Consider the following 24,684-nt stretch of genomic DNA (forward strand, 5'->3'; position numbering starts at 1 on the left):
GACGAAAGAGGCTGGTGCGGCGGGTTGCGACGAGCCGGAAGATGGTGGTACGGCGTATTGTGACGAGCCGGAAGCTTCAGTAAAAATTCCTCAGAGAAAGCTCCAGCACAGGGGGCGCTTCAACGAGATGAGGAATGACGGAGAGCCTGCCTGCGGAGATGTGAGGGAGAAAGCAGCAGAACATATGAAAAGGGTTAAACGGGATATGTAGAGAGACTCGTGAAGATGGCAGGGATGCAGATTTTTCGTCGATCTGACATAGAATATAAGATATAAATATAGCGCGGATATAGCGTAAAACTATATTCACGCTATATTTTTATGTATTATACAAGTGAGGGATGTCTTTATATAATGTGGAGCAGACGCATGAAAGGCGCTTCGCGCGGCGTCTGCGTACTTCGCAAGGAATCTCCCGCAAGTGGGTCCTCCTTACGAAAACTTGTGGAGCAGACGCAATAAATTACAGGAGGATATGATGAAGACATCAGTTATAGGATTTCCGAGGGTGGGAACATTAAGAGAGTTAAAATTTGCATCTGAAAAATATTTCAGACATGAGATAACGGCGCAGGAGCTTACAGGAATTGCAGCGGATCTAAGGCACAGACACTGGATAACACAGGTGGCAGCAGGAATAGATTTTGTTCCATGCAACGACTTTTCATTCTACGATATCGTGCTTGATACAGCAGTTCTTCTCGGAATTGTGCCAAAGAGATACAGAGAGCTAAATGTCTCAAAGCTTGACACGTACTTTGCCATGGCAAGGGGGTATCAGGGAGAATCTGGAGATGTGAAGGCTCTTGCGATGAAGAAGTGGTTCAACACAAACTATCACTACATAGTTCCGGAGATAGAGGATGACACAGTGATAAGCCTTGACTGTGAGAAACTTACAGGTGAATACGAGGAGACCAAGAAGCTGGGGATCAAGACAAAGCCTGTGGTTACAGGACCGTACACAATGCTTAAGCTCTGCAGATATGTGGGATCAAAGAATGCAGAAGATTTGGCTGATGATGTGGCAGAGGCTTACAGACAGCTCATTGCCGAGTGCACAGATAAGAATGTGGAGTGGCTGCAGTTTGATGAGCCGTCACTGGTGAGAGATATGGATGACGATGATAAGGCACTTTTCCACAGGGTGTATTACAGGGTATTTGCAGATCATGTGGGGTGTAAGATACTCCTCCAGACATACTTCGGTGATGTGAGGGATGTGTATGAGGATATCATAAATATGCCATTTGCTGGAATAGGTCTTGACTTTATAGAGGGCAGACAGACTGGAGAGCTTATCAACAGATACGGATTCCCTGGGGATAAGGTACTTTTTGCCGGTCTGGTAAATGGAAAAAATATCTGGAGAAATCATTATGACAAGACACTCAAGATCATAAGGCAGCTCCGTGATAAGAAGATAAATGTGGTTCTGTCTACATCCTGCTCACTGCTTCATGTGCCATACACACTTAAGCATGAGACGAAACTATCACAGGACTATCTGAGGTTCTTTGCATTTGCGGAGGAGAAACTTACTGAACTCTCGGAGCTTGCGACACTTGCTGAGAGATATAACTATACAGAACTTGAGGCATATCACAAGAATCAGGAGTTATTTGCGGGAACAAGAGACTGTAACAGCAATGAGGTGAGACAGAGGCTTGCGGCAGTGACTGAGGCGGATTATGTAAGACTTCCGAAGAGAAGTGAGAGACAGGCTCTCCAGAAGAAGGAGTTTGGACTTCCAGAACTTCCGACCACCACTATAGGTTCATTCCCACAGACCAAGGATGTAAAGTCGCAGAGAGCACAGCTCAGAAAGGGAGTGGTAACTGAGCAGGAGTATGTGGACTTTGTGAAGAGTAAAATAAAGGAATGTGTAAAGTGGCAGGAGGACATCGGACTGGATGTGCTTGTACATGGTGAGTATGAGAGAAATGACATGGTAGAGTACTTCGGTGAGGCACTTGGAGGTTTCCTGTTCACTGAGAAAGCGTGGGTACAGTCATACGGAACAAGGTGTGTAAAACCACCAGTGATATGGGGTGACGTATACCGCAAAAAGCCGATCACGGTGGACTGGTCTGTATATGCGCAGTCGCTCACAGACAAGATCATGAAGGGAATGTTGACGGGTCCGGTGACGATACTCAATTGGTCGTTTCCAAGAGAGGATATCTCCATAAAGGACTCTATATCACAGATAGCGCTTGCGATCAGAGATGAGGTGCTGGATCTGGAGGCGCATGGAATCAGGATGATACAGATAGATGAGGCGGCACTTAGAGAGAAACTTCCGCTCAGAAAATCTGACTGGTATACAGAATACCTTGATTTTGCAATACCTGCATTCCGTCTGACACACAGCGGAGTGAAAGCGGAGACGCAGATACACACACATATGTGCTACAGTGAATTTACAGATATAATACCTGCCATAGACGATATGGACGCGGATGTCATCACATTTGAGGCGTCAAGATCTGATCTGCAGATACTGGATTCTCTCAGGGAGAACAACTTCGAGACAGAGGTGGGACCTGGAGTGTATGACATTCATTCTCCGAGAGTTCCATCGGTGGCAGAGATCGTGAAGGCGGTAAATGTCATGCTCACGAAGATAGGCCGGAATAAGCTCTGGATCAACCCGGACTGCGGTCTTAAGACCAGAGGTGTGCCTGAGACTGACGCCAGCCTCAGAAATATGGTTGAGGCTGCCAGACAGGTGAGAAAATAGAATAAGAAATTATAATTGTAACCACCGGCTTAGCCGGTGGTTATGATCAAATATTTCCCGAGAGCAGCCAGTCGATCAGGTTGACAGATTTTATACCATCATAGGAAGAGTCCATTCCGGTATCCAGAGAAAGAATAATTTTCTCGTAATTGTCATTAATTTTTTGAAGAGGTGCAAGCTCTCTCTTACGAACATCTTCACTTGTCATTGATTCTGTGACCTGAACATAGATTTTGTCATCTGCCTTTGTCGCTATAAAATCAACCTCGGAGTTATCTATTTTACCAATAGATACATCATATCCTCGGCGCAATAGTTCAAAGTAGACAACATTTTCTATAGCGTGACCAGTGTCACGATCCCTGAAACCGAGCAGATAATTTCTAAGCCCTATGTCCACAATGTAATATTTTCCCAGGGTTCGTAAGAATTCCTTCCCTTTAATATCAAATCTTTTAATATCGTAGAAGAAATATGATTCTAGTAGTGCATTTATATAGGCTTGAACAGTATGAGCACTAGGAGTGCCTTTTCGCTTTCCGTCCTCAAGAAGGCCTTCGTTTGTCAGAACATTACCTATAGAGGAGACGGATATATTACTTCCTATGTTGTCAGCAAGAAACATGATGATCTTCTTAAGGAGAACAGGATCTGTGATCCTTTTTTGACCTCTGCGGTTTTCGCGTTCAAGGATATCACGCATAATCACGGTTGAGTAGATGCCTTCAAGCAGCATAAGCGCTTTTTCCTGGTCTAATCCTACATCGGCAATTCCAGGCATGCCTCCAAAACGCATGTATGCATCGAAAACCTCACGTAGTTCATAATGATAACCAGATTTATCAAATATTTGTTTGCGGGTATTTCCTAAAGCACTTTTTGTCTCTTTGATTTCAAAATCGTGAAAAGTAAGAAATTCAGAAAAAGACAACGGCAGCATTTTTATCTCTATGCATCTGCCGGATAAATAAGTTGCATATTCAGACGAGAGCATATAGGCGTTGGATCCAGTGACATAAATATCACAGTTAAAATCTACACGAAAAGCGTTGACTGCATCTTCCCAGTCAGTAACACGCTGAACTTCATCAAAGAAAAGATACATTCTTTTGTCTAGTATTATATGTTGTTTCACATATTCATAGAAAGAGTCACTGTTCATATTTCTGAATGAGTATGACTCAAAGTTCATTTCAAGAATCTGATCATCAGAAATGCCCATTTCTTTCAGGTGGAGAGTCATTAGTTTTAGCAGGCTGGATTTGCCACATCTTCGTATTCCAGTAATAACCTTGACAGGTTCGGTATCCTGGAAAGCAATAATTTTGTTCAAATATAAATCTCTTTTTTTAAGTTCGTGGGTATCGATCATTTGACATTCCTCCTTGCTATATATTCTGGGAAAAGTATAGCATAAATTATAAAAAAAATAAAGTTTATGCACTCAAGTGCAAAAACTTTTAAAAATTTACATTTTTTGCACTTGAAATACAGAATGCTGGCTGAGCTAATGCGAAGGAGACTACATATAAAATGCTTGACAAATAAACGACAGTTTACCAACATGAAGTAAACGGTCGTTTATTATACAGAGTTGAATATGCTGATACGGAGGGACGTGTACTATATGGAAGAAACTAAAGTCACAAGAGATACTAAGGAAGAGATATTGATAACGGCACTTCACAGATTTGCCAGAGATGGCTATGAGGCGGTGTCGGTGAGCCAGATAGCGGGTGATCTTGGGATTACAAAAGGTGCACTGTACCGACATTATAAGAATAAGCGGGATATATTCGATCATATTGTCGCGAGGATGGAACAGGGTGACAGTGATCAGGCGGAAAGTCATGACATGCCGGAGGGCGATAAAGAGAGCATGCCGGAAAAGTATGAAGAGGTATCACTGGATGACTTTGTGCAGTACAGCAGGTCTATGTTCGAGTACTGGACAGAGGATGATTTTGCCTCTTCTTTCAGAAAACTGCTTGTGGTAGAACAGTTCCGCAGTGCAGAGATGCAGGCTCTGTATCAGCAGTATCTTGTGGCGGGACCTGTCGGTTATGTAAAGGACCTGTTCAAGAGCATGGGAATCAAAGGCGCAAGGAGGAAGGCTGCACAGTTTTATGCGATCATGTTCCTGTACTATAGCCTTTATGATGGAGCGTCCGACAGGAAAAAGATAAAGAAACAATTTGGCCAGGCAATAAGTGAATTTGCCAAAAACTTACAGGTTTGATTTTAAATTTTCGTTGTTTGGTGATCGGCAGAAGGAGGTAGATGGAATGAATGATCATGGGGATATCAGCCAGGTCAGACATAGTGAAGATCTGGTTATACGATTGGAAAAAGAGGATGAATACCGGAAAGTCGAGAATCTGGTGCGGAATAGTTTTTGGAATGTGTATCGTCCCGGCTGTCTGGAACACTATGTGCTTGATCAGCTGAGAAATGACAGTGCATTTGTCCCAGAACTGGATTTTGTAATGCTGTTAAATGGAGAAATCATCGGGCAGAACATGTTTATGAGGGCGGAAATAACAGCGGATGATGGAAGAAGTATTCGGGTTATGACGATGGGCCCTATATGCATAAAGAATGAACTTAAGCGTAAGGGATACGGGAAGATCCTACTTGACTATTCACTGCAGAAAGTTGCAGAACTTGGCTGCGGAAGAATTCGACAGGCAGTTTCCATATAAAGAGAAAAAGACACTGCCCGGACAGATATTTTCATAAGGGGGACCCGCCGTAAAATAAAAGAAAATTGTTACTAAAGATCGCAAAGTTGCAAAAACCATCGAAAAAAGGTTGGAAAAGTTGCAAAAATCACCGCGAAAAGGTTGGAAAAGTTGCAAAAAATTGCTATCATAGGGATAGAAAAGTTGCAAAAGCAGTATGTGGGGTGATTTTATGCTGGAAAGATCGGCAAAAAAATATATAGATTCATGGATTCAGAGCGGCAGGGATGCTTTGCTCATAACTGGAGTAAGACAGATCGGTAAGACATATCTTATAAAAGAATGCCTCAGAGAAAGTGGAGTTCCATATGTGGAATTGAATTTTATTGACCAACCAGAGCTTGTCACATTATTTGACGGTGCCAGAGATGCAAAGGATCTGCTTATGAGACTTAGCCTGGTGACTAAACAGCCTCTTGAGAAAGGTCATACGATCATATTTTTGGATGAGGTGCAGGAGTTTAAAGATATAGTGACAAGAGTGAAGTTTCTGGTGGAAGATGGGAGCTACAGGTATATCATGAGCGGTTCGCTTTTGGGCGTAGAGCTGAATGACCTCAGATCTGCACCGGTTGGATATCTGCGTGTATGCGATATGTATCCGATGGATCTGTGCGAATTTATGGTTTCTGTTGGTGTGAATCAGAATGTGATCGACACACTGAAGGAATGCTTTATGCAGAGGCTGCCAGTTGACTCGTTTGTACATGAAAAAATGATTGATGTATTTAATCTGTATCTTATCGTGGGCGGAATGCCGGAGGCGGTCAATACCTATGTGGAGACAAATGATCTTGCGAAGGTAGCGGAGGTACATGAAAAGATAGTTAGATTATATAAGAGTGATTTTACAAAGTATGAGACAAGATACAAGCTGAAACTGCAGGAGATATATGATGCTATGCCGGGACAGCTTGATCAGAAAAATAAACGGTTCCAGATCAATAGTATAGGTAAAGGTCTCAGTTATGACAGGGTTGCAAATGATTTCCTGTGGCTTAAGGATGCTGGGGTTGCGATACCGGTCTATAATATAAGTGAGCCGAAACTTCCACTTGTGATCAGTGAGAATAGGAATCTATTTAAACTATTTTTCTCCGATGTAGGGCTGCTGACAAGTAGGTATTCGGATCAGGTAAAAATGGCGATACTGAATAAAGAAAAGTCTATAAACAATGGTGCGCTATTTGAAAATGTGGTTTCTCAGGAACTACTCAGCAAAGGTCATAAAGAATATTATTTTAACAGCAAAAAGCAGGGGGAGCTTGATTTTGTAATAGAACTGAATGGAAAAGTAGTCCCACTGGAGATAAAATCGGGCAAGGATTACAAAAGGCACTCTGCATTGTGCAATGTTTTAGCTGATGAAAATTACGGAATAGAATATGCATATGTTTTTTCGGAGGGAAACGTAGAGGTCAGCGGCAAAAAAGTATATTTGCCAATATATATGATGATGTTTCTGGAAAACGAAAAGATGGTTGATACGATATATAAACTTGATCTATCTGGGTTGACGTTCGATAAGGATATGTAGCATCAGTTTTCGCCTGTTGACGAGCCGATGTTAAAAAAATAGGAGAGACAGCATGAAGATAAAGATGTGCGGAATCACGACCCCGGCCGATGTGGCCGCGGTGAATGAAGTGAGACCTGATTATATAGGAATGGTGATGTATTTCCCGAAATCAAAGAGAAATGTCAGTGCAGAGGCTGCGCGCATGTTACTCGAAGAACTGAAGGAAGAAGTTAAGAAGGTTGCAGTGGTGGTATCCCCGGATGCGGATCAGATAGCGGAGATAGCAGCGCTGGGATTTGATGTTATCCAGATTCATGGACAGGCCAGCGATGAGCTTATAGAGAGTGCGCATTTGCCTGTATGGAAGGCGTTCAATGTGAAGGATATGGATATGTACCCACATTATCAAAGCCTTTCGAATGTTGCAGGTTATGTGTTCGATGCCGGTGAACCTGGAAGTGGCAAGACATTTGACTGGAACAGTTTGACGGATATCGACAGAGATGGAAGGCTGTTTGTGCTTGCCGGAGGTCTCACGCCGGACAATGTGCGGCGAGCGATAGAGCAGGTACATCCTGACGTAGTCGATGTGTCATCTGGCATAGAGTACGATGTGGTAGAAGGCGTTCAAAAACCGGGCAAGGATCCGGAGAAGATGCGCCTGATGAAGAGGAATATCGCTGCTTGGCAGATTTCTGGTAAATCTGATAATTGATTCTCACTAATCACAGTCAAAATGGTGAAAAAGATACAAAATTGTATCTAAATACTCATATAAGCGGAAAAAAGGACAAAGTTTGGAGACTTTGTCCTTTTTCATGAGATAAACTTAATTTAGCGATAATTTTGTATCTATTTCACGTGCATGGTAAATCCAAATTCCCACTCATCCTCGTCAAATCTGTATTTCTCATCAAGCTCGGGGCCGCAGCTGTTGGAGCCGATTCCGTTCTGGCGATAGTCTATGCACAGGACGGATTTGCCGCTCTCCGGCAGCTCGTAGTTGTGGGCTGCTTTGGTCAGTTCCTCTGCGGTGTAAGGCGAGGCGTTCATTGAAAATGGCACAGCGGATGTCACGGTTATGCTGTGGGCTGTTGTAGCTGCGATCGTTTCGGCTGTCTGCGCATTGCAAATGCTCTGATATGATGAACCGTTGACAAAGTTATTTTTGTCGGAGCTATTCCTGTCAGACTCGTCGCTTGCTCCAGGGGCACTGACCTGAACAAGGCTACAGTCAAAGTGGCTTCCATTTTCCTGCGGCATGATATAGTCCTCGTGCATCTCGTCAATGGATGCAGAAAATGAGCCATGCCAGCTTGCATGGTGCTTGTCGATATAACTCTCGTATGGCCCCATACCGATATAATTTACATTTCGCATATCTTCTCTCAAAATCATCCTCACGCCGAATCTTGGGAGCGTAGGGAATTCAGCATTTTTCTTTACATGCATTTTTGATTTTATAGTTCCTTCAGGTGTTATTATCCATTCAGCGTTTATCCTCAGAACAGGCTGTACCGTTGGTGCTGAGAGGCTTGACGTGCACGATATCACGGCACATCCATCTTTTATAATGCAGCCAGTCTCATATGTCCTTTCGGATATCATGTCATAGTGGGCTCTTAACCACTCGTTCTTGATATTTCTGTCGTTGTCTGTAGGCGCGCGCCAGATGGTCTTATCGCACGGAGCAGCGAGAAGTTCCTGACCATTCACCGCAATACCTGCAAAGTTTCCTGTGTTCCTGTCAAATGTATATTCAAAATCTTTACCCTTGATAACAAATTCTTTGTCGCTCTCCGATATATGAAGGCGGGTAGAAGCTGTATCCTGAGCGGCTAGATCTTGTTCTGTCAAATTCTGCGTTTTGTCAATAGCCTGCGCCTTGTCCATAGTCTGCGCCTTGTCCAAAGCTGATGTTTTATCCAGAATCTCGTCTGTATTCTGCTTTGGTGAGTCAAGTTCAACTTCATCGAATCCAAGCACATCACCTTCCTTGATAAATGCACTGCCTACAGCTGCCTTATATATCACACGGAGGAATGCTCTATGTGGAATCATATCCTTTATGCAGGCTTTATCACTGAAACGCTCAGCGATACTAGAGCAATCGGCAGCAGTTGAGCTGCCTGAATTATCAGAACCATTGATTGTGGATAGGTTATGCATAAAGTTCTGCATTTCCGTAATAAGTCCTAGGCTGACAGTCCCATCGCCGTGAGGTGCCACGGAAGGAACATCAATATTCCCGGATATAACTACCTGTCCATCACAAGTGACCTCATAGCTCATAGTGAGGTAATCCCTGATGTCAGTGAAATCCAGATAATTGTGCAGCGTCAGAATTCCATTTGCCCCATCATAGTTAGCGATCCTGGCCGGACGGTGGATATTCTTGAATTCAAGCAGCCCGGTGTGCGGCCTGCGGTCAGGATAGACCAGGCCATCCATACAGAAATTGCCATCGTGGATAGTCTCGCCGTTGTCGCCTCCGTAGGCGTACATAGCCTTGCCGTTTGCCGCCTTGCCCCTGTATATGGCGTGGTCGCACCACTCCCACACAAATCCTCCGCAGGTGGTTTCGTGGCTGTCGAAGAACTGGAAGTAGTCCTCCAGATCTCCGGGACCGTTGCCCATGGCATGGCAGTATTCGCACAGAATGTAAGGCTTGTCGCCGTCACCATCTATATATTCAGCCATCTCGGATATGGATGGATACATTCTGCTGTAGAGATCCAGATTACTGTAATCGTATTTTCTCTTGCCGTCTGTATATTGGGCACTCTCGTAGTGGGTGAGACGGGAACTGTCATAGGACTTGACCCATGCCAGAGCCTCCTCAAATGTCACGCCGTATGCGCTCTCATTTCCCATGGACCAAATGACTACGCTGGCACGGTTCTTGTCCCTGATGACGCAGTGCATGATACGGTCAAGAATGGATTCACAGAATTCAGGGTTGTTGGCTATCGGCTCATTCCACCTTGCTGCTTTGTTATCCCAATTGTTATCCGAATAGAATAATTCGCTTGGACCGTGTGCCTCTATGTCAGCCTCGTCTATCACATAGAATCCGTATTCGTCGCAGAGCTCATAGAAATAAGGCACATTTGGATAGTGGCTGGTCCTTATGGCGTTGACATTGTGCTGCTTCATGAGAGACATATCCCTGATGATCTGTTCTCTGCTGATTGTAAAACCTGTCACAGGGTCGGAGTCGTGCCTGTTCACTCCGTGGAATTTGATAGGCATGCCGTTGATATACACGATCTTATTCTCTATGGTTATCTCCCTGATTCCTATCCTGTCAGTGATGACCTCTCCGGCGCATCTGATGATGACAGTGTAGAGGAATGGTCTTTCTGCATTCCACAGAACAGGAGAGTCAATCGATAAAGTAATACTGTTGGAGCTGGCTGTGGTTTTAATCTCGGCTGCATTGGTATTGGTACCGCCCTGGGCGCAAATTTCACGTTTTACACAGCCTGATGAACATATGTTGCCATCGGCGTCCAGAATAGTAACTTCAATATCAACATTTGAATCAGCGCCTTTATCAACCACTGTTTCCGGTTTTGATGAAAAACGGTCTTCAACGCAGGAATATTCTGTAAATGCTGTGAAGTCTATTGTTACATCTGCCTTAGTTGGATCCTTTATATCGTCACAGCTGGTCTTTATAAAATAGTCGTATACAGCGCCCTCGGAGCGTTTCAGGATATATACATCCCTGAAAATACCGCTCATGCGGAACTTATCCTGATCCTCAAGATAGCTTCCGTCGCACCATTTGAGGACCAACACGCAGAGCCTGTTGGAGCCGTTTCTTATGAATTCGGTTATGTCAAATTCACTGGTTGAGTGGGACACCTGGCTGTAGCCAACATACCTGCCGTTGAGCCATACATAGAAACAGGAATCAACACCCTCAAAGTTCAAGTGCGCGAGTGGGGCGTCCTCGTTCTGATCGTAGATAAAGTCAGTCACATATGCTCCGCAAGGGTTGTCCTTTGGCACATAAGGCGGATCAAATGCAAATGGATACCTGACATTGGTGTACTGGTGATAGTCGTATCCGTGCATCTGCCATACTGATGGAACCGGAATATCATCGAAACCGGATATATCATATCCCTCACTGTAGAATTCGTCTTGAAGCTTGTAAATGCTGTCGTAGTAGCGGAACTTCCAGGTTCCATTCAGAAACTGTACTCTGTCCGAGTGATCCCTTGCATCAAGTGGTGTGCTGTATGCTTTCTCTGCTGGAATGTAGTAATTCCTCTCTGACATGGTGTTTTCATGCAAAATATGCAGATTTTCGTAGTGACGCGGAATGATCATAACAATACCTCCTGTGGTTGATTTAATATATAAAACGTTGTACATTCGTCATTTGTTAGATATATTATAAGATAATGTCACATGAACAGTCCATGCATATAATGAGACAAAATATTCATATTATGATACCGTTCAGAGACTTGCAAAATCATGGTACGACATACGGGCTGTGCTTGCACAAGGGAGTATGTCGTACCATGATTTTATAAGGCGGATACGCCGCACCCTGCAAGGGGGACTTGCAGGGTGAAAGTCTCTGAACAGACAAAGAGGAAAAGGGTAGAGACATACGGACTTACACAAATAGTGTAAAAAACAAAAGAAAGGAGCCGCACATGTACACAAACTCAGCCTACATCCACAATTCTCTGTTAGACATAGTGGATAAGAGCAAACCAATCATAATAACAAGCTGCGGAACTTACAAGCTGTATACGCAGAAGGAGTTTACAACCTACAGACCAAAAGGGCGAAAAGATTATCAGCTAATATACGTGGCGGCGGGTAAAGCACATTTTGAGATAGACGGAAAGGATATGATTGCCTGCCCCGGAAATATGGTTATCTACAGACCAAGACAGATGCAGAGGTATGTGTATTACGGGGACGAACACACGGAAGTATTCTGGGTGCATTTCACCGGGGGAGAGGTGAAGCAGACACTCAGGCGATACGGAATAAATGACGATGTGAATATGTTCTATGGTGGAGACCATGCTGAGTACAGAACCCTGTTCAAACAGATGATACAGGAATTGCAGCTCTGCCGGGATGACTACGAGGAGATGCTGGAATACATATTCAGACAGATACTCATATCAGTACACAGACAGCAGGGACAGGATGATTCCCCAAATGTGTCAGCCATGGCGGAGGAGATGGACCGCGCAGCGGGATATTTCGGAGAGCATTACAACGAGGAGATAGTTGTTGAGGATTATGCAAATGAGTATAACATGAGCGTTAGCTGGTTTATACGGAATTTCAGGCAGCGCATCGGCACCACGCCCACACAGTACATTATGGCAAAACGCATAGCCAACGCCCAGATGCTTCTTGAGAGCTCTGATTATAACATGACAGAGATCGCCAAGATTGTTGGATACGACAACCCTCTCTACTTCAGCAGGGTGTTCAAGAAAGAAAAGGGGATGTCACCGATGGAGTACAGGAAGTCGATCAGGCGGTGATGGCAGTTTGGACTATGCGCAGACAAACAACTGGAAATTCTTATAGTAAAGTGTATATAATATAGAAGAAACTGCCATGTGTGTTGTGGCTAAGTTAGTAATGAAAAATGATTGAATGATTGGAGGAACTGGATATGAAGGTTTTAATGTTGAATGGAAGTGCAAAGTCACAGGGCAATACATACCGCGCGCTTTACGAGGTAGGCGAACAGCTTAAGAAGGAAGGCATAGATTACGAGATATTCCAGATCGGAGCAGATCCGATAAGAGACTGTATAGGCTGTGGTCAGTGCGGTGCAAAGGGCTGCTGTATATTTGATGATGACAAGGTGAATGAATTTGTGGAGAAGGCAAAAGAGGCTGACGGATTCGTATTTGGATCACCTGTATACTATGCTCATCCAAGTGGAAGAATATTATCATTCCTTGACAGGGCTTTTTATAGTGGTAAGAAGGCGTTTGAGTATAAGCCGGGCGCATCAGTGGCAGTTGCAAGACGTGGCGGTACATCGGCAACTTTTGATGTACTGAACAAATACTTTGGCATATCGCAGATGCCTGTTGCAGGCTCTACATACTGGAATCTTGTACACGGACGCGTACCTGGAGAGGCCGAGCATGATGCAGAGGGTATGCAGACCATGAGGAATCTTGCAAGGAACCTTGCATGGATGCTCAAATGCTTTGAAGCCGGCAAGGCAGCCGGCGTGGCACTCCCTGACACAGAGAGAGGAAACCAGACGAATTTCATAAGATAATAAAAGCTGTCGAAGCATAAAGACGATAAATTCCATATCTGTACTGTCTGCAAAACGATAGTGAAAACGACCGAGTTTCGATGCAAGGTGGAGATTGCACCATTTTGTGGGAAATAGATAGTATATCTGGGATGAAAAAAGAGAAACAAGGGGTCAGACTCCAAGAGAGGGGGTCAGACCCTTTGACAGGGAAAGGACGCCGTACGGCGTCCTTTCTATTTTATAGTTCATCGTCCGTCTCAATGTAATCAGGTCGGTTGTTGTTCATGGTCTCCTGGCTTGAGAGCGTTCTCTGGCGCTTTCCCAGCCGGTAGGCGTTTGGCGACAAGCCGGTGGTCTTGCGGAAGATCTTGTGAAAGGCTTCGGCGGACTGGTAGCCGCATGAAAATGCAATACTCTCAACAGAAAGCTCAGATATGGTAAGCATATGCTGGGCTTTTGTTATGCGGAAGTTCTGCAGGTACTTCACAGGGCTCATCCCAGTGTATTGCTTGAACAGATCAGAAAAATAGCTTCTGTTGATTCCAACGTAGTCAGACAGCTCCTCCACCTTCATCGGCATACTGTAGTGGTTCTGGATGTATGATATTGCGTGGTTCACATATGCGTTTCCGGATGGAGCCTCCAGCTTATCCTTCTGTGCATTGGCGATGACGGACAGAGCGAGATAGAGCATACCCATGAGCCTGTAGTGGTCGGCGTGGCCTGATGTGTTGTGGGCAAGCATGTCGAACACATATTTCTTCAGCTTGTCGCCGTCCTCACAGGTGAAGATTGGCTGGTTCTGAGTGAGGCCGATGCTGCTCAGCGTGTCGTGGGCGCATCTGCCCGAGAAACCAAACCATACATAACGCCATGGATGGTGCTCGTCCGATATATATGTGGCCGGGGTGTCAGGTTCGATGAGAAACCCCTGCCCTTTTTTTAAATGATAGTGGGCGCCTTTCACATAGAAGTCGCCCTCCCCCTCAAGAACAAAATGTATAAGGTAGAATGTCTTGACCGCCGGGCCTGCCTTGTGCAGCGGTTCGGTTATCGAGTGCCCGAACACATTCAGGTAGAGGTCTGTGTCATTCTCCTGGGGGAATTCCATTACGATCTTATTTTCCATTTTACAAACTCCGCAGATTAATTTCTGAATGTATTGACTTCAGAAATTAATCTGATAATCTTGATGAGATTTCGGAAAAATCTATATACAGATCTTCATATATATTAACTTTGATTATAGAGTCAAATGAGTATTGTATATTTAAAAGATTTTTCTCGAAATAATTAACAGTGACTGTTTTTCGCCTAGGGTCTACAATCCAGTATTCTTTGACCCCGGCATTCTGATAATAATATAATTTCCGTATATAATCATCAACAGGATTTTCTGGTGAAACGATCTCTATAATAAAATCTGGTGCGCCGTTGCATCTTTTGCCATCCAGCTTATCCTTATCGCAGACAACCATAATATCGGGCTGAACAACAGTGAGTGGATCGTTTGACAGAATAACATCAAAAGGTGCATGGAAAATCTTGCCACTTCCTTTTTTACTGCGGATATAATTGTTTATTGATGTTGATAATTCCATGGATATGGTTTGATGGTCTTCTGACGGACTTGCCATATTGTATATAATGCCATCAAATACTTCTATTTGGGAATCCTCTGGAAGATTTTCGTACTGTTCTAAATTTATAAGATCTGAACGTTTCTGCAATGCAGGCATATGAACACATCCTTTCATTATAATATATAAGAGTATAACATACATTCAACCGGATTATCCATACAATAATAAGTTCCATCAGAAAAACAATCTAACAAATGGACATATATTTGCAACGCTATGCCATGTTCAAAATCTGTATATTGTTATAGAATTATATTCACAAAGCAAGAAGCGCAACGGCGTAGCGCAGAAAAAACGCGCAATATGGACAACAAAAGAACGGACATTAAGAAAAATAACGAAAAATTATAAAATGGAGAAAGGCGGAGTTACAGAAAATGAAGAAGATCGAAGAGTTAAAAAAGATGATATCAGGTGGAGAATTTGATGAGAAGCTTGCACAGATATATCTTGACAAGGATATGATCCCATACAACAGGGAGAGATATGTAAAGGCGCTTGACAAGTTTGTTGAGTTATTCGGAGATCAGGAGGTTGCTATTTACAGCGCTCCTGGAAGAAGCGAGGTGTGTGGAAACCATACAGACCATCAGAACGGACATGTACTTGCTACATCGATCAACCTTGATGCCATAGCAATTGTGGCACCTAGAGAGGATGGCGTGATCGAGCTTGTGTCAGACGATATGCCTAAGGAAGTTATCAATGTAAATGATATCAAGCAGGATCCTGCACTTGAGGGAACAACAACAGCGCTTATCAAGGGCGTTGTTGCAGGGATCAGAGATTACGGATTCAAGGTAGGCGGATTCACAGCATTTGTGACAAGCGACGTGCTCATGGGAGCAGGAATGTCTTCATCAGCAGCATTTGAGAGTCTTATAGGAACTATACTTTCGGGCCTCTACAATGAGATGAAGGTACCATCTGTAGATGTGGCAAAGATTGGACAGTACGCAGAGAACGTATACTTCGGCAAGCCATGCGGACTGATGGATCAGATGGCATGTGCAGTCGGCGGACTTATATATATCGACTTCTTCGACAAGGCAAATCCTGTCATCAAGCAGGTTCCGGTTGACTTCGAGGCTCATCAGTACAGTCTGTGTATCGTTGACACAAAGGGTTCACATGCAGACCTCACAGACGACTACGCAGCGATCCTTGCAGAGATGAATCAGGTTGCAGAATACTTTGGTGAGGAGCTTCTCAGCAGAGTTTCAGAGGAGGATTTCATCAGCAAGGTTGGTGAGATGAGAGCAAGCGGAAAGGTGAATGACAGAGCGGTTCTCAGAGCTCTTCATTTCTATACAGAGCAGGACAGGGTCGCAGAGGGTGTTGCAGCACTTGAGAATCAGGAATTTGATCATTTCCTCGATGTTATAAAGAGAAGCGGAGATTCATCATTCAAGCTTCTTCAGAATATATACAGCGCAAAGGATCCGCTCACACAGAATGTATCAATAGCACTTGGCTTCTCAGAGAAGTTCATCGGCGAGAATGGTGTGTGCAGAGTACATGGTGGTGGATTCGCCGGAACCATCCAGGCATTTGTCAAGAATGCGGCTGTTGCTGAGTACAAGAAGAACATTGAGTCGATCTTCGGAGAGGGTGCGTGCCACGTACTCAAGGTAAGACCTTACGGCGGAATAAAGGTAGTAGAGTAAATGTCACAATTTTTCGGAGAAAAATTGTGATGCAGCACCAGCCTTCGCTGAAAGCGAACTCTAATGGCTGGTGTTCCCGTAGATGTCACAATTTTCCGAAGGGAAATTGTGATGTAGCACCAGCCTTCGCCGAGGAGGTGCCCATGTGTCGGAGACGCATATCGCATGGCACCGACGAACTGCCGCCGACCCTAGGGAGGGGGCGATACCAGACAAGGCGAATTCTAATGGCTGGTGTTTCCGCCTCGTTGTGGAGAAGAAAGAGTAGAGATATAAGTAAGAAAGAAGGGTTACAACCATGATAGATACAAATATCAAGCAGCTTGTTGAGTACGGAATTGCAAATGAGCTGATAGAGGAAGAGGACAGAATATACACGACCAACACCATCCTCGAGATGTTGAAGAAGGACAGCTACGAGGAGCCGGGTGAGGTGCCGGCTATAGACACACCTGAGAAGCTTGAGGAGTGCCTCAAGGGTATTCTGGATTATGCAGTTGAGAATGGACTTATCGCAGAGGATTCAGTTGTTCTCAGAGACCTGTTTGATACGAAGATCATGAACGCACTGGTTCCAAAGCCAAGCCAGATCATAAAGACATTCAGAGAGAAGTATGCAAAGTCCCCAGAGGAGGCAACAGACTTCTATTATAAGCTCAGCAGAGCGACAGATTATATCAGAACATACAGAGTTGCAAGGGATATCAAGTGGGTAAAGCCTACAGAGTATGGTGATATCGACATCACCATCAACCTTTCAAAGCCTGAGAAGGATCCGAAGATGATCGCCCTTGCCAAGACCATGTCACAGTCATCATATCCAAAGTGTCAGCTTTGCATGGAGAACGAGGGATATGCGGGAAGGATCAACCATCCAGCAAGAGAGAACCACAGGATCATCCCTATAGAGGTAAATGGTAGCAAGTGGGGATTCCAGTATTCTCCATATGTATATTACAATGAGCACTGTATCGTGTTCAACGGACAGCACATCCCTATGAAGATAGAAAAGGCTACATTCCAGAAACTCTTTTCATTTGTTGGACAGTTCCCACATTACTTCCTGGGATCAAATGCAGACCTTCCTATAGTAGGTGGATCTATCCTCACACACGATCACTTCCAGGGCGGACGTTATACATTTGCCATGACAAAGGCACCTGTTGAGACGAAGGTTACATTTGCCGGATATGAGGATGTTGAGGCTGGAATCGTAAAATGGCCTATGTCAGTCATCAGACTTGACGGAGAGGATCCAGACAGGATCATAGAGCTTGCCGACAAGATCCTCGGCGCATGGAGAGGCTACACAGATGAGGATGCGTATATATTCGCGGAGACAGACGGAGAGCCTCACAATACGATCACTCCTATCGCAAGGATGAGAGATGGCAAGTACGAGATGGACTTAGTTCTTCGTAACAACATCACCACAGAGGAGCACCCACTTGGACTTTATCATCCATGGGAGCAGTATCACAACATCAAGAAGGAGAACATCGGACTCATCGAGGTTATGGGACTTGCGGTGCTTCCTGCAAGACTCAAGGGCGAGATGGAAGAGCTGGCAGAGGTTCTTGTGGCAGGCGGAGACATCAAGGCTCATGAGAATATCGCAAAGCATTACGACTGGGTACAGACCTTCATAGGAAAGTACGATATAAATGCGGATAATGTACACAAGATACTTCAGGATGAGATCGGCGATGTATTTGCCAAGATCCTTGAGTGCGCAGGCGTATATAAGAGAGATGAGGCTGGAAAGGCTGCATTCCTCAAGTTTGTGGACTATGTAAATGCAAGATAATCGGACGGGCATCTAATATTTATTATTATGACATTTTATTGTACGTAACGCGATGTAGTGGTATAGTGTTGGAGAAAACGTCAGTGAAAAATAAAAAAGTTTATAAGCAGGTGATGATCATCTGCCTAGTATAATGCGCCCGGTGGACCTCTAAAGACCGGTTGCGGCATCATAAAGGAGGAAATTAATTATGAAGATTTTGGTAACAGGCGGAGCAGGTTATATCGGAAGTCATACATGTGTGGAGTTGCTCAATGCAGGATATGATGTTGTTGTGATCGACAACCTCTACAATGCAAGTGAGAAGGCGATTGACAGAATAAAGGAGATCACAGGAAAAGATGTTACTTTCTATGAGACAGATATCCTTGACAAGGAAGCTATGGACAAGATATTTGCAGAGGAGAAGCCGGACTGCGTAATACATTTTGCAGGACTCAAGGCTGTAGGTGAGTCAGTTGTAAAGCCACTTGAGTACTATCAGAACAATATCACAGGAACACTCAATCTGTGTGAGGTAATGAGAAAGAACGGATGCAAGAACATCATCTTCTCATCATCAGCAACAGTATACGGTAATCCAGCGTTCATTCCTATCACAGAGGAGTGTCCAAAGGGAACACCTACAAACCCATATGGCTGGACAAAGTGGATGATCGAGCAGATCCTCACAGATCTTCACACAGCAGATCCAGAGTGGAACGTAATTCTTCTCCGTTACTTTAATCCTATCGGAGCACATAAGAGCGGACTTATCGGAGAGGATCCAAAGGGAATCCCTAACAACCTTCTTCCATATGTTGCACAGGTTGCAATTGGTAAGCTTCAGAGCGTTGGAGTGTTTGGCGATGATTACGATACACCGGATGGAACAGGTGTGAGAGATTACATACATGTAGTAGACCTTGCGGTTGGACATGTAAAGGCCGTCAACAAGATCAAGGAGAATCCTGGCGTTAAGGTATATAACCTCGGAACAGGAAAGGGCTACAGCGTTCTCGATGTCATCAAGGCATTCAGCAAGGCATGCGGACATGATGTTCCATATGTGATCAAGGAGAGACGTGCCGGAGATATAGCAACCTGCTACTCAGATGCTTCACTTGCAAAGAAGGAACTGGGCTGGGAGGCTCAGTACGATATCGATGAGATGTGTGCTGACTCATGGAAGTGGCAGACTATGAATCCAAACGGATACAACGATTAATCATAAAAATAACCATAGATGGAAGTGTCAGATATAAAGTCTGGCATTTCCGTTTTTTGTATATAGAAAGCATTAGAAAAATGCGGCAATTTTCCAAATAGTTGCAAAAAATCAGAGATATAAGTATAATAAAGCGTCCGATGGGGACAATAATGCCGTGTGGCAAAGATTTGTAAAATGTGGGGTGACTAAAACGCCGACAATAATATCAATCGTTGAAAATACAGATGATATTTGATATAGTTAGTGTTAAGTGTCAAGATTCGAGATCGGAAGGAGAATTTGTTATGTTTTTACAGCCACTTAATTATAATGCTTCAACACTTCATTATAAGCATACCAAGAACTGTTTTGTTGAATCATATTCAAAGGGCATCACAAAGTTATCGAGAAAGCCTAAGTCAGAGGCAGACGATTATGCATGCGTTAATCTTTCGGGATTTATAAGAAGAAATTTACGGTACACATTGAGGGTGTCTTTCAAAATAAAGACAAATTCCCCAAGTATAGATTTTTGTCTGCTGAATAAAGACAGGACAAACGTGCAGACAATAAAATCATATGTGTTTGGCGAGGACGAGAAGGAGAAGTGGCTCATAGCGGAAGCTGACTTTACAGCAAATTCCGACGGCTATGTATACTTTGGATTCCGAGGCGGTTTCCTGTATGGCCCTGGAAACTACATCATGATAGACAGTCTTATCATTGATGAGGTATATGCAAGCTCAGGTCTCAAGATTGTCATTGACCAGACCATCGACAGGATCAACAAGCACGCTGATATCAACTACAACAGAGAACAGTTCATTCACTGGAACGAGGCTCGAATCGGTGATGAGACAGCGCTGGATGCCAAGAAGCGTTTCTTCCGTTCACTGAAAAATGACAATGAGGCATTGCTTGTATTACAACAGGCTACGACCATTCTTCTCAAGGAGTTTGGAAGAATATGTGATAAGCATAACATTCCATACTGGCTTGATTTTGGAACGCTGATCGGTGCTGTCAGACACAACGGATTCATTCCTTGGGATGACGATATTGATGTAGGAATGATCAGAAAAGATATTGACACTCTTGAAAAAGTTATGGCAGAGGAGGACACATGCGTTCAGCTCAGCAAGTACTTCTGTGCAGACAAGGATACATGTAACATTGTCAGGATCATTTTCAAGGATGAGAGCATCAAGATATTTGTGGATATATTTATTTACGATTTCTGCGATACGGATGACATGGACCGCACATGGCAGATGAATCTTGAGAGAAGAAGAAAGTTCAGCAGGGATATGACACAATACAAGTGTATCAGAAATGATCCAGGTCTGAACCACTGGGAGAACAGAAGAATTGACAATCCGGAGCATATAAAGCTTATAGAGGAAGTCAGAGATCAATATAACGAAGAACTTGGCGTGAAGAAAGACTCAGGTAACGCTATCATGTGGGGTGTTGATAACGTAAGTTACTTTGCACGCAAGCAGGGTGGAATAGTTGATTATAACAGGATATTTCCTCTTAAGAGAATGGAGTTTGACGGTATGGAATTCAACATTCCAAATCAGTATGATCTCCAGCTTCAGTGCAGATATGGTGATATTTATTCACTTCCAGCAGATATGGACAGCCACTCACATGTAAGCAGAACCGAGGATATGGTTCAGAAATGTGCAGAGATGGTAAGGAGGTATTATAATGATTAAGAAAAATGCCATTATTTTGGCTGCGGGAAAGTCTAACAGATTTGCCCCATTCACCTATGAGAAGCCGAAGGGGCTTTTCAGGGTAAAAGGAGAGATACTGGTTGAGAGACAGATTGAACAGCTGAGAGAAGCAGGCGTTGAAGATATTTGTATAGTTGTTGGTTACATGAAGGAAAAGTTCTTCTATCTTGAGGATAAGTACGGGGTGAAGCTTATAATCAACAACACATTTGCATCAAAGGGCAATATCGTATCGCTCTATGCTGCAAGAGAGTATCTGGGCAACACATTTATATGTTGTGCAGATCACTATTATCCGGAAAATCCATTTATGGATGACAACAAGGATAATGTATCATACAGACTCTGCTCATATAAGATGGGCAAGTTCAGGGAGTTTGAGGTTGACTGTTCAGATGCGGGCGTTATAACCGGTTCGTATATAGGCGGACACGATGCATATGCCATGGTTGGACAGGCATACTTCAACGAAGGATTTTCCAAGACATTCAGAATGCTTTTGGAACGAGAGATAGATGATTTTGGTGTCGCATCCATGTTCTGGGAGGAGTTCTACGCAAAGCATGAGAAGCAGCTCACGCTCTACTGTAAGAAGGTAAACGACTCTGCGGTCCTGGAGTTCGATTCAGTCAACGATCTGAGAAGATTTGACTCTGAATTCCTGATGAACGTAGACTCAGAGATAGTAACAAATATTTGCAAGGTTCTGGGATGCAAGCCCGAGGAGATCAACGACATCAACGTAATACAGGCAGGTCTCACAAATGTATCGTTCTGTTTCACTGTAAATGGAGCCAAATATGTATACAGACATCCGGGCGGAACGTCCGGCAACATCGTCAACAGAAAGTCTGAGGTATATACACAGACTAAGGCGAAAGAGATAGGAGCCGACAAGACACTTATCTACATTGACGAAGAGGGCTGGAAGATATCACATTTCGTGGAAAATATCATGGAGTGCGATTTTGAGAAGTATCCTGATCAGCTCGACAAGGCAATGGAGTATCTGAGAGCGGTTCATGAGGTCGAGGTGTCCGAGAACGCGGAGGTCAAGCATTACGATCTCGTCAGCGAGGCACTCAGACTTATGAAGCTTGCATGTGCCACAAAGGGCAACCTGTTCGTGGAATTTGCAGATATAATAAACAAAGTTACAAAGCTTGGCGAGTACGTCAAGGAGGACATGGACAAGTACGGTATGAAGTACACACTGTGTCACAATGATGTATATGAACCAAACTTCCTGGCAACATCGGATGGTGGTTTCTATCTGATAGACTGGGAGTTTGGCGGAATAAACGATCCTGCCAGTGACATTTGCGGTATGCTCTGCAGATATTACTATACAGACGAGCAGATCGAGTTCTACCTGAAGAAGTTCTTTGGACGTGAACTCACATATGAGGAGCATAGACATTATATAGCATTTATTCCTATATGTGGTTTCTACTTCTTCTGCTGGTCACTGTACAAGGGTAGTGCGGGCGAGGAGGATGGTTTCTTCTTCCTGCAGTGCTACAGGACATGCAACAGATTTCTTGACAAGGCGATCGCGTCATATGAGAGTGAGCAGTGATGCAGAGAGGACCTTATAAGGTGACAGAGATATTAAATTTGAGAAATTATATCTGAGAATTAGATTTTTCATAAGGAAGGACAAGAGATGAACATAGCAGTTATATTGGCTGGTGGCGTTGGCTCAAGAGTTGGCGCGGGAATGCCTAAACAGTTTGTAAAGATACTTGGCAAGCCGGTCATCGTTTACACGATAGAGGCTTTTCAGAAACATGAGGATATAGATGCCATCGAGGTCGTGTGTGTCAAGTCGCATATTGATTATATGAAAGAACTTGTTGACACCTACGGTCTCAGCAAAGTTAAATGGATAACTGAGGGCGGCGCTGATTTTCAGGGCTCGGTTCTCAATGGAATAAACAATCTTCAGGACAAGTGTTCAGAGGACGACATAGTGCTGGTTCATTTCGGTGCTTCACCGTTTGTGGAGGGAGACATCATAGCAGATGCGGTCAGAGTATGTAAGATAAAGGGCAATGCCATATCGACAACTCCATTTTACCTTCTCTCAGGTGTTAAGGATGACGATGAGAAGACTACAAAGTGGATAGACAGAGATACTATAGCCTGCATGAACAGTCCACATGCCTTCAGATACGGTTATATCAGGGATATATATAAGAGAGCGGTTGAGACTGGAGTTATCAAGGAAGTTGAGCCGCACACAACAACTCTTATGTACAAGATGGGAGAGACTATATACTTCTCAAAGGGAAGTCAGTCCAACATCAAGATAACGACCAAGGAAGATCTGGATCTGTTTGAGGGATATGTGCTCATGAAGCAGAGGCATGCCCAGGAAGATAAATAATACAGATAACAAAAATTATAAAAGCGGAGGATTTGACTAAAACTATAAACAAAGCCCTCCGCTTTTTCGTTGTAATGTATTCTATTGACTTTTGAAGACAATAGTTGTATAAGTAAGTAAGCTATGCGTTCTGCGGACTTTTGGAGAAAGACCGTGAACACTCCTTGGATAAGAATAGGTGTTTGATATATGAGATTAGAGATACTGCTTTCGTGCATGAATCTCCGTGGTGAAGACATAGTCGAAAAATCCTGCATAAAGTCTGATACACTGATAGTTGACCAGTGCGGACATGACGGATACAGAGAGTATGAGAAAGACGGCAGGAAGATCAGAATATATTCGGTGAATGACACGGGACTTACAAAAAGTAGAAATTATGCGATAAAGAAATCAACAGCAGATATATGTCTTCTGTGTGATGATGATGAAGTTTTTGTTGATAACTATGAAGAAGGAATATTGACCGCCTACAAGGATATCCCGGAGGCGGATGTGATGATATTTGACATAGGCAATCAGAAGACGATACACCGGGACAAACCGACAAAGCTTGGATATTTTGATCTGATGCATGTCGCGTCATGGCAGATTTCATTTCGCAGAAAAAGCCTGATAGAGAATGACGTATATTTTGATGAGCGAATGGGAGCCGGCTCGGGTAATGGGGCAGAGGAAGAACTTAAGTTCCTTACAGATTGTAGAAAAAAAGGCCTTGCGATATACTTTGTTCCATTTGTCATAGCCGATGTGGCGCAGACAAAATCGACATGGTTCAAAGGATATGATGAGCAGTTCTTCATCAACAGAGGAAACACGACAAGATATATAATGGGATATGTACCAGCACTTCTGTATGCGGTATACTACAGCGTCAGAAAGAGACATCAGTTTAACAGAGACATTTCGTGGTTCAAAGCCTTCAGGTTGATTCTGAAGGGCATGCATGAGAACCGGCTGGGAAAGAATTAAG

The 24,684-nt window shown here is 43.7% G+C and carries 18 protein-coding genes; 14 read left to right on the forward strand and 4 right to left on the reverse strand.

From position 1 onward, the window contains the following. The first annotated feature begins 478 nt into the window (after positions 1 to 478). Positions 479 to 2,743, forward strand: coding sequence for a 5-methyltetrahydropteroyltriglutamate--homocysteine S-methyltransferase (gene metE / locus NQ536_RS00890; protein ID WP_044998132.1), 2,265 nt, complete (start codon positions 479 to 481; stop codon positions 2,741 to 2,743). 46 nt (positions 2,744 to 2,789) lie between these two features. On the opposite strand, the gene NQ536_RS00895 is transcribed toward metE, so the two are convergent. After that, positions 2,790 to 4,115, reverse strand: coding sequence for an ATP-binding protein (locus tag NQ536_RS00895; RefSeq protein ID WP_004852136.1), 1,326 nt, complete (start codon positions 4,113 to 4,115; stop codon positions 2,790 to 2,792). Positions 4,116 to 4,370: 255 nt separating this feature from the next. Here NQ536_RS00895 and NQ536_RS00900 point away from each other — a divergent pair, with 255 nt between their 5' ends. The 4 genes from NQ536_RS00900 to NQ536_RS00915 all read left to right on the forward strand — a co-directional run bounded on the left by NQ536_RS00900 (position 4,371) and on the right by NQ536_RS00915 (position 7,718). Then, complete coding sequence (locus tag NQ536_RS00900; RefSeq protein ID WP_022059335.1) at positions 4,371 to 4,982, forward strand: TetR/AcrR family transcriptional regulator; 612 nt, start codon at positions 4,371 to 4,373, stop codon at positions 4,980 to 4,982. A 46-nt stretch (positions 4,983 to 5,028) separates the two neighbouring features. Then, the gene (locus NQ536_RS00905; protein WP_022059334.1) at positions 5,029 to 5,445 is read left to right on the forward strand and encodes a GNAT family N-acetyltransferase; all 417 of its coding nucleotides are present in this window, start codon (positions 5,029 to 5,031) and stop codon (positions 5,443 to 5,445) included. Positions 5,446 to 5,641: 196 nt separating this feature from the next. Then, positions 5,642 to 7,021: an ATP-binding protein gene (locus NQ536_RS00910; RefSeq protein ID WP_004852132.1), complete on the forward strand. Its 1,380-nt coding sequence runs from the start codon at positions 5,642 to 5,644 to the stop codon at positions 7,019 to 7,021. 52 nt (positions 7,022 to 7,073) lie between these two features. Beyond that, entirely contained in the window at positions 7,074 to 7,718 is a 645-nt protein-coding gene (locus NQ536_RS00915; protein ID WP_004852131.1) for a phosphoribosylanthranilate isomerase, read from the forward strand. A gap of 137 nt (positions 7,719 to 7,855) precedes the next feature. Here the strand turns inward: NQ536_RS00915 and NQ536_RS00920 are convergent, their stop codons facing one another. Continuing rightward, positions 7,856 to 11,344 carry a glycoside hydrolase family 2 TIM barrel-domain containing protein gene (locus NQ536_RS00920; protein ID WP_044998129.1) on the reverse strand — a complete coding sequence of 1,163 codons (3,489 nt, stop codon included), beginning with the start codon at positions 11,342 to 11,344 and terminating at the stop codon, positions 7,856 to 7,858. Positions 11,345 to 11,679: 335 nt separating this feature from the next. On the opposite strand from NQ536_RS00920, the gene NQ536_RS00925 reads away from it, so the two are divergent. Both NQ536_RS00925 and NQ536_RS00930 read left to right on the forward strand, forming a co-directional pair. Next, positions 11,680 to 12,534 carry an AraC family transcriptional regulator gene (locus NQ536_RS00925; protein WP_004852128.1) on the forward strand — a complete coding sequence of 285 codons (855 nt, stop codon included), beginning with the start codon at positions 11,680 to 11,682 and terminating at the stop codon, positions 12,532 to 12,534. 134 nt (positions 12,535 to 12,668) lie between these two features. Beyond that, positions 12,669 to 13,292, forward strand: a complete 624-nt coding sequence (locus NQ536_RS00930) for a flavodoxin family protein (RefSeq protein WP_004852126.1) — start codon at positions 12,669 to 12,671, stop codon at positions 13,290 to 13,292. Between the two features lie 220 nt (positions 13,293 to 13,512). On the opposite strand, the gene NQ536_RS00935 is transcribed toward NQ536_RS00930, so the two are convergent. Both NQ536_RS00935 and NQ536_RS00940 read right to left on the reverse strand, forming a co-directional pair. Continuing rightward, positions 13,513 to 14,343, reverse strand: coding sequence for an AraC family transcriptional regulator (locus NQ536_RS00935; protein ID WP_259805368.1), 831 nt, complete (start codon positions 14,341 to 14,343; stop codon positions 13,513 to 13,515). Positions 14,344 to 14,449: 106 nt separating this feature from the next. Continuing rightward, positions 14,450 to 15,013: a Uma2 family endonuclease gene (locus tag NQ536_RS00940; protein WP_044998128.1), complete on the reverse strand. Its 564-nt coding sequence runs from the start codon at positions 15,011 to 15,013 to the stop codon at positions 14,450 to 14,452. Between the two features lie 281 nt (positions 15,014 to 15,294). Between NQ536_RS00940 and NQ536_RS00945 the strand changes: the two genes are divergently transcribed. The 7 genes from NQ536_RS00945 to NQ536_RS00975 all read left to right on the forward strand — a co-directional run bounded on the left by NQ536_RS00945 (position 15,295) and on the right by NQ536_RS00975 (position 24,683). Continuing rightward, entirely contained in the window at positions 15,295 to 16,584 is a 1,290-nt protein-coding gene (locus NQ536_RS00945) for a galactokinase (protein WP_004852120.1), read from the forward strand. 298 nt (positions 16,585 to 16,882) lie between these two features. Continuing rightward, a complete protein-coding gene (galT, locus tag NQ536_RS00950; RefSeq protein WP_004852119.1) occupies positions 16,883 to 18,391 on the forward strand; it encodes a UDP-glucose--hexose-1-phosphate uridylyltransferase in 1,509 nt (502 codons plus the stop codon). Positions 18,392 to 18,581: 190 nt separating this feature from the next. Continuing rightward, complete coding sequence (gene galE / locus NQ536_RS00955) at positions 18,582 to 19,598, forward strand: UDP-glucose 4-epimerase GalE (RefSeq protein ID WP_004852117.1); 1,017 nt, start codon at positions 18,582 to 18,584, stop codon at positions 19,596 to 19,598. A gap of 287 nt (positions 19,599 to 19,885) precedes the next feature. After that, on the forward strand, positions 19,886 to 21,301 hold the full coding sequence (locus NQ536_RS00960) for a LicD family protein (protein ID WP_044998127.1): 1,416 nt from the start codon (positions 19,886 to 19,888) through the stop codon (positions 21,299 to 21,301). Next, entirely contained in the window at positions 21,294 to 22,901 is a 1,608-nt protein-coding gene (locus tag NQ536_RS00965) for an NTP transferase domain-containing protein (protein WP_004852113.1), read from the forward strand. Before NQ536_RS00960 ends, NQ536_RS00965 begins: the two co-directional genes overlap by 8 nt. Positions 22,902 to 22,988: 87 nt before the next feature. Next, a complete protein-coding gene (locus NQ536_RS00970) occupies positions 22,989 to 23,711 on the forward strand; it encodes an IspD/TarI family cytidylyltransferase (RefSeq protein ID WP_004852112.1) in 723 nt (240 codons plus the stop codon). 189 nt (positions 23,712 to 23,900) lie between these two features. Further along, complete coding sequence (locus NQ536_RS00975; RefSeq protein ID WP_022059319.1) at positions 23,901 to 24,683, forward strand: glycosyltransferase family A protein; 783 nt, start codon at positions 23,901 to 23,903, stop codon at positions 24,681 to 24,683. Position 24,684 lies beyond the last annotated feature (1 nt).

Source organism: Coprococcus eutactus, assembly GCF_025149915.1.
Lineage (GTDB): Bacteria > Bacillota > Clostridia > Lachnospirales > Lachnospiraceae > Coprococcus > Coprococcus eutactus.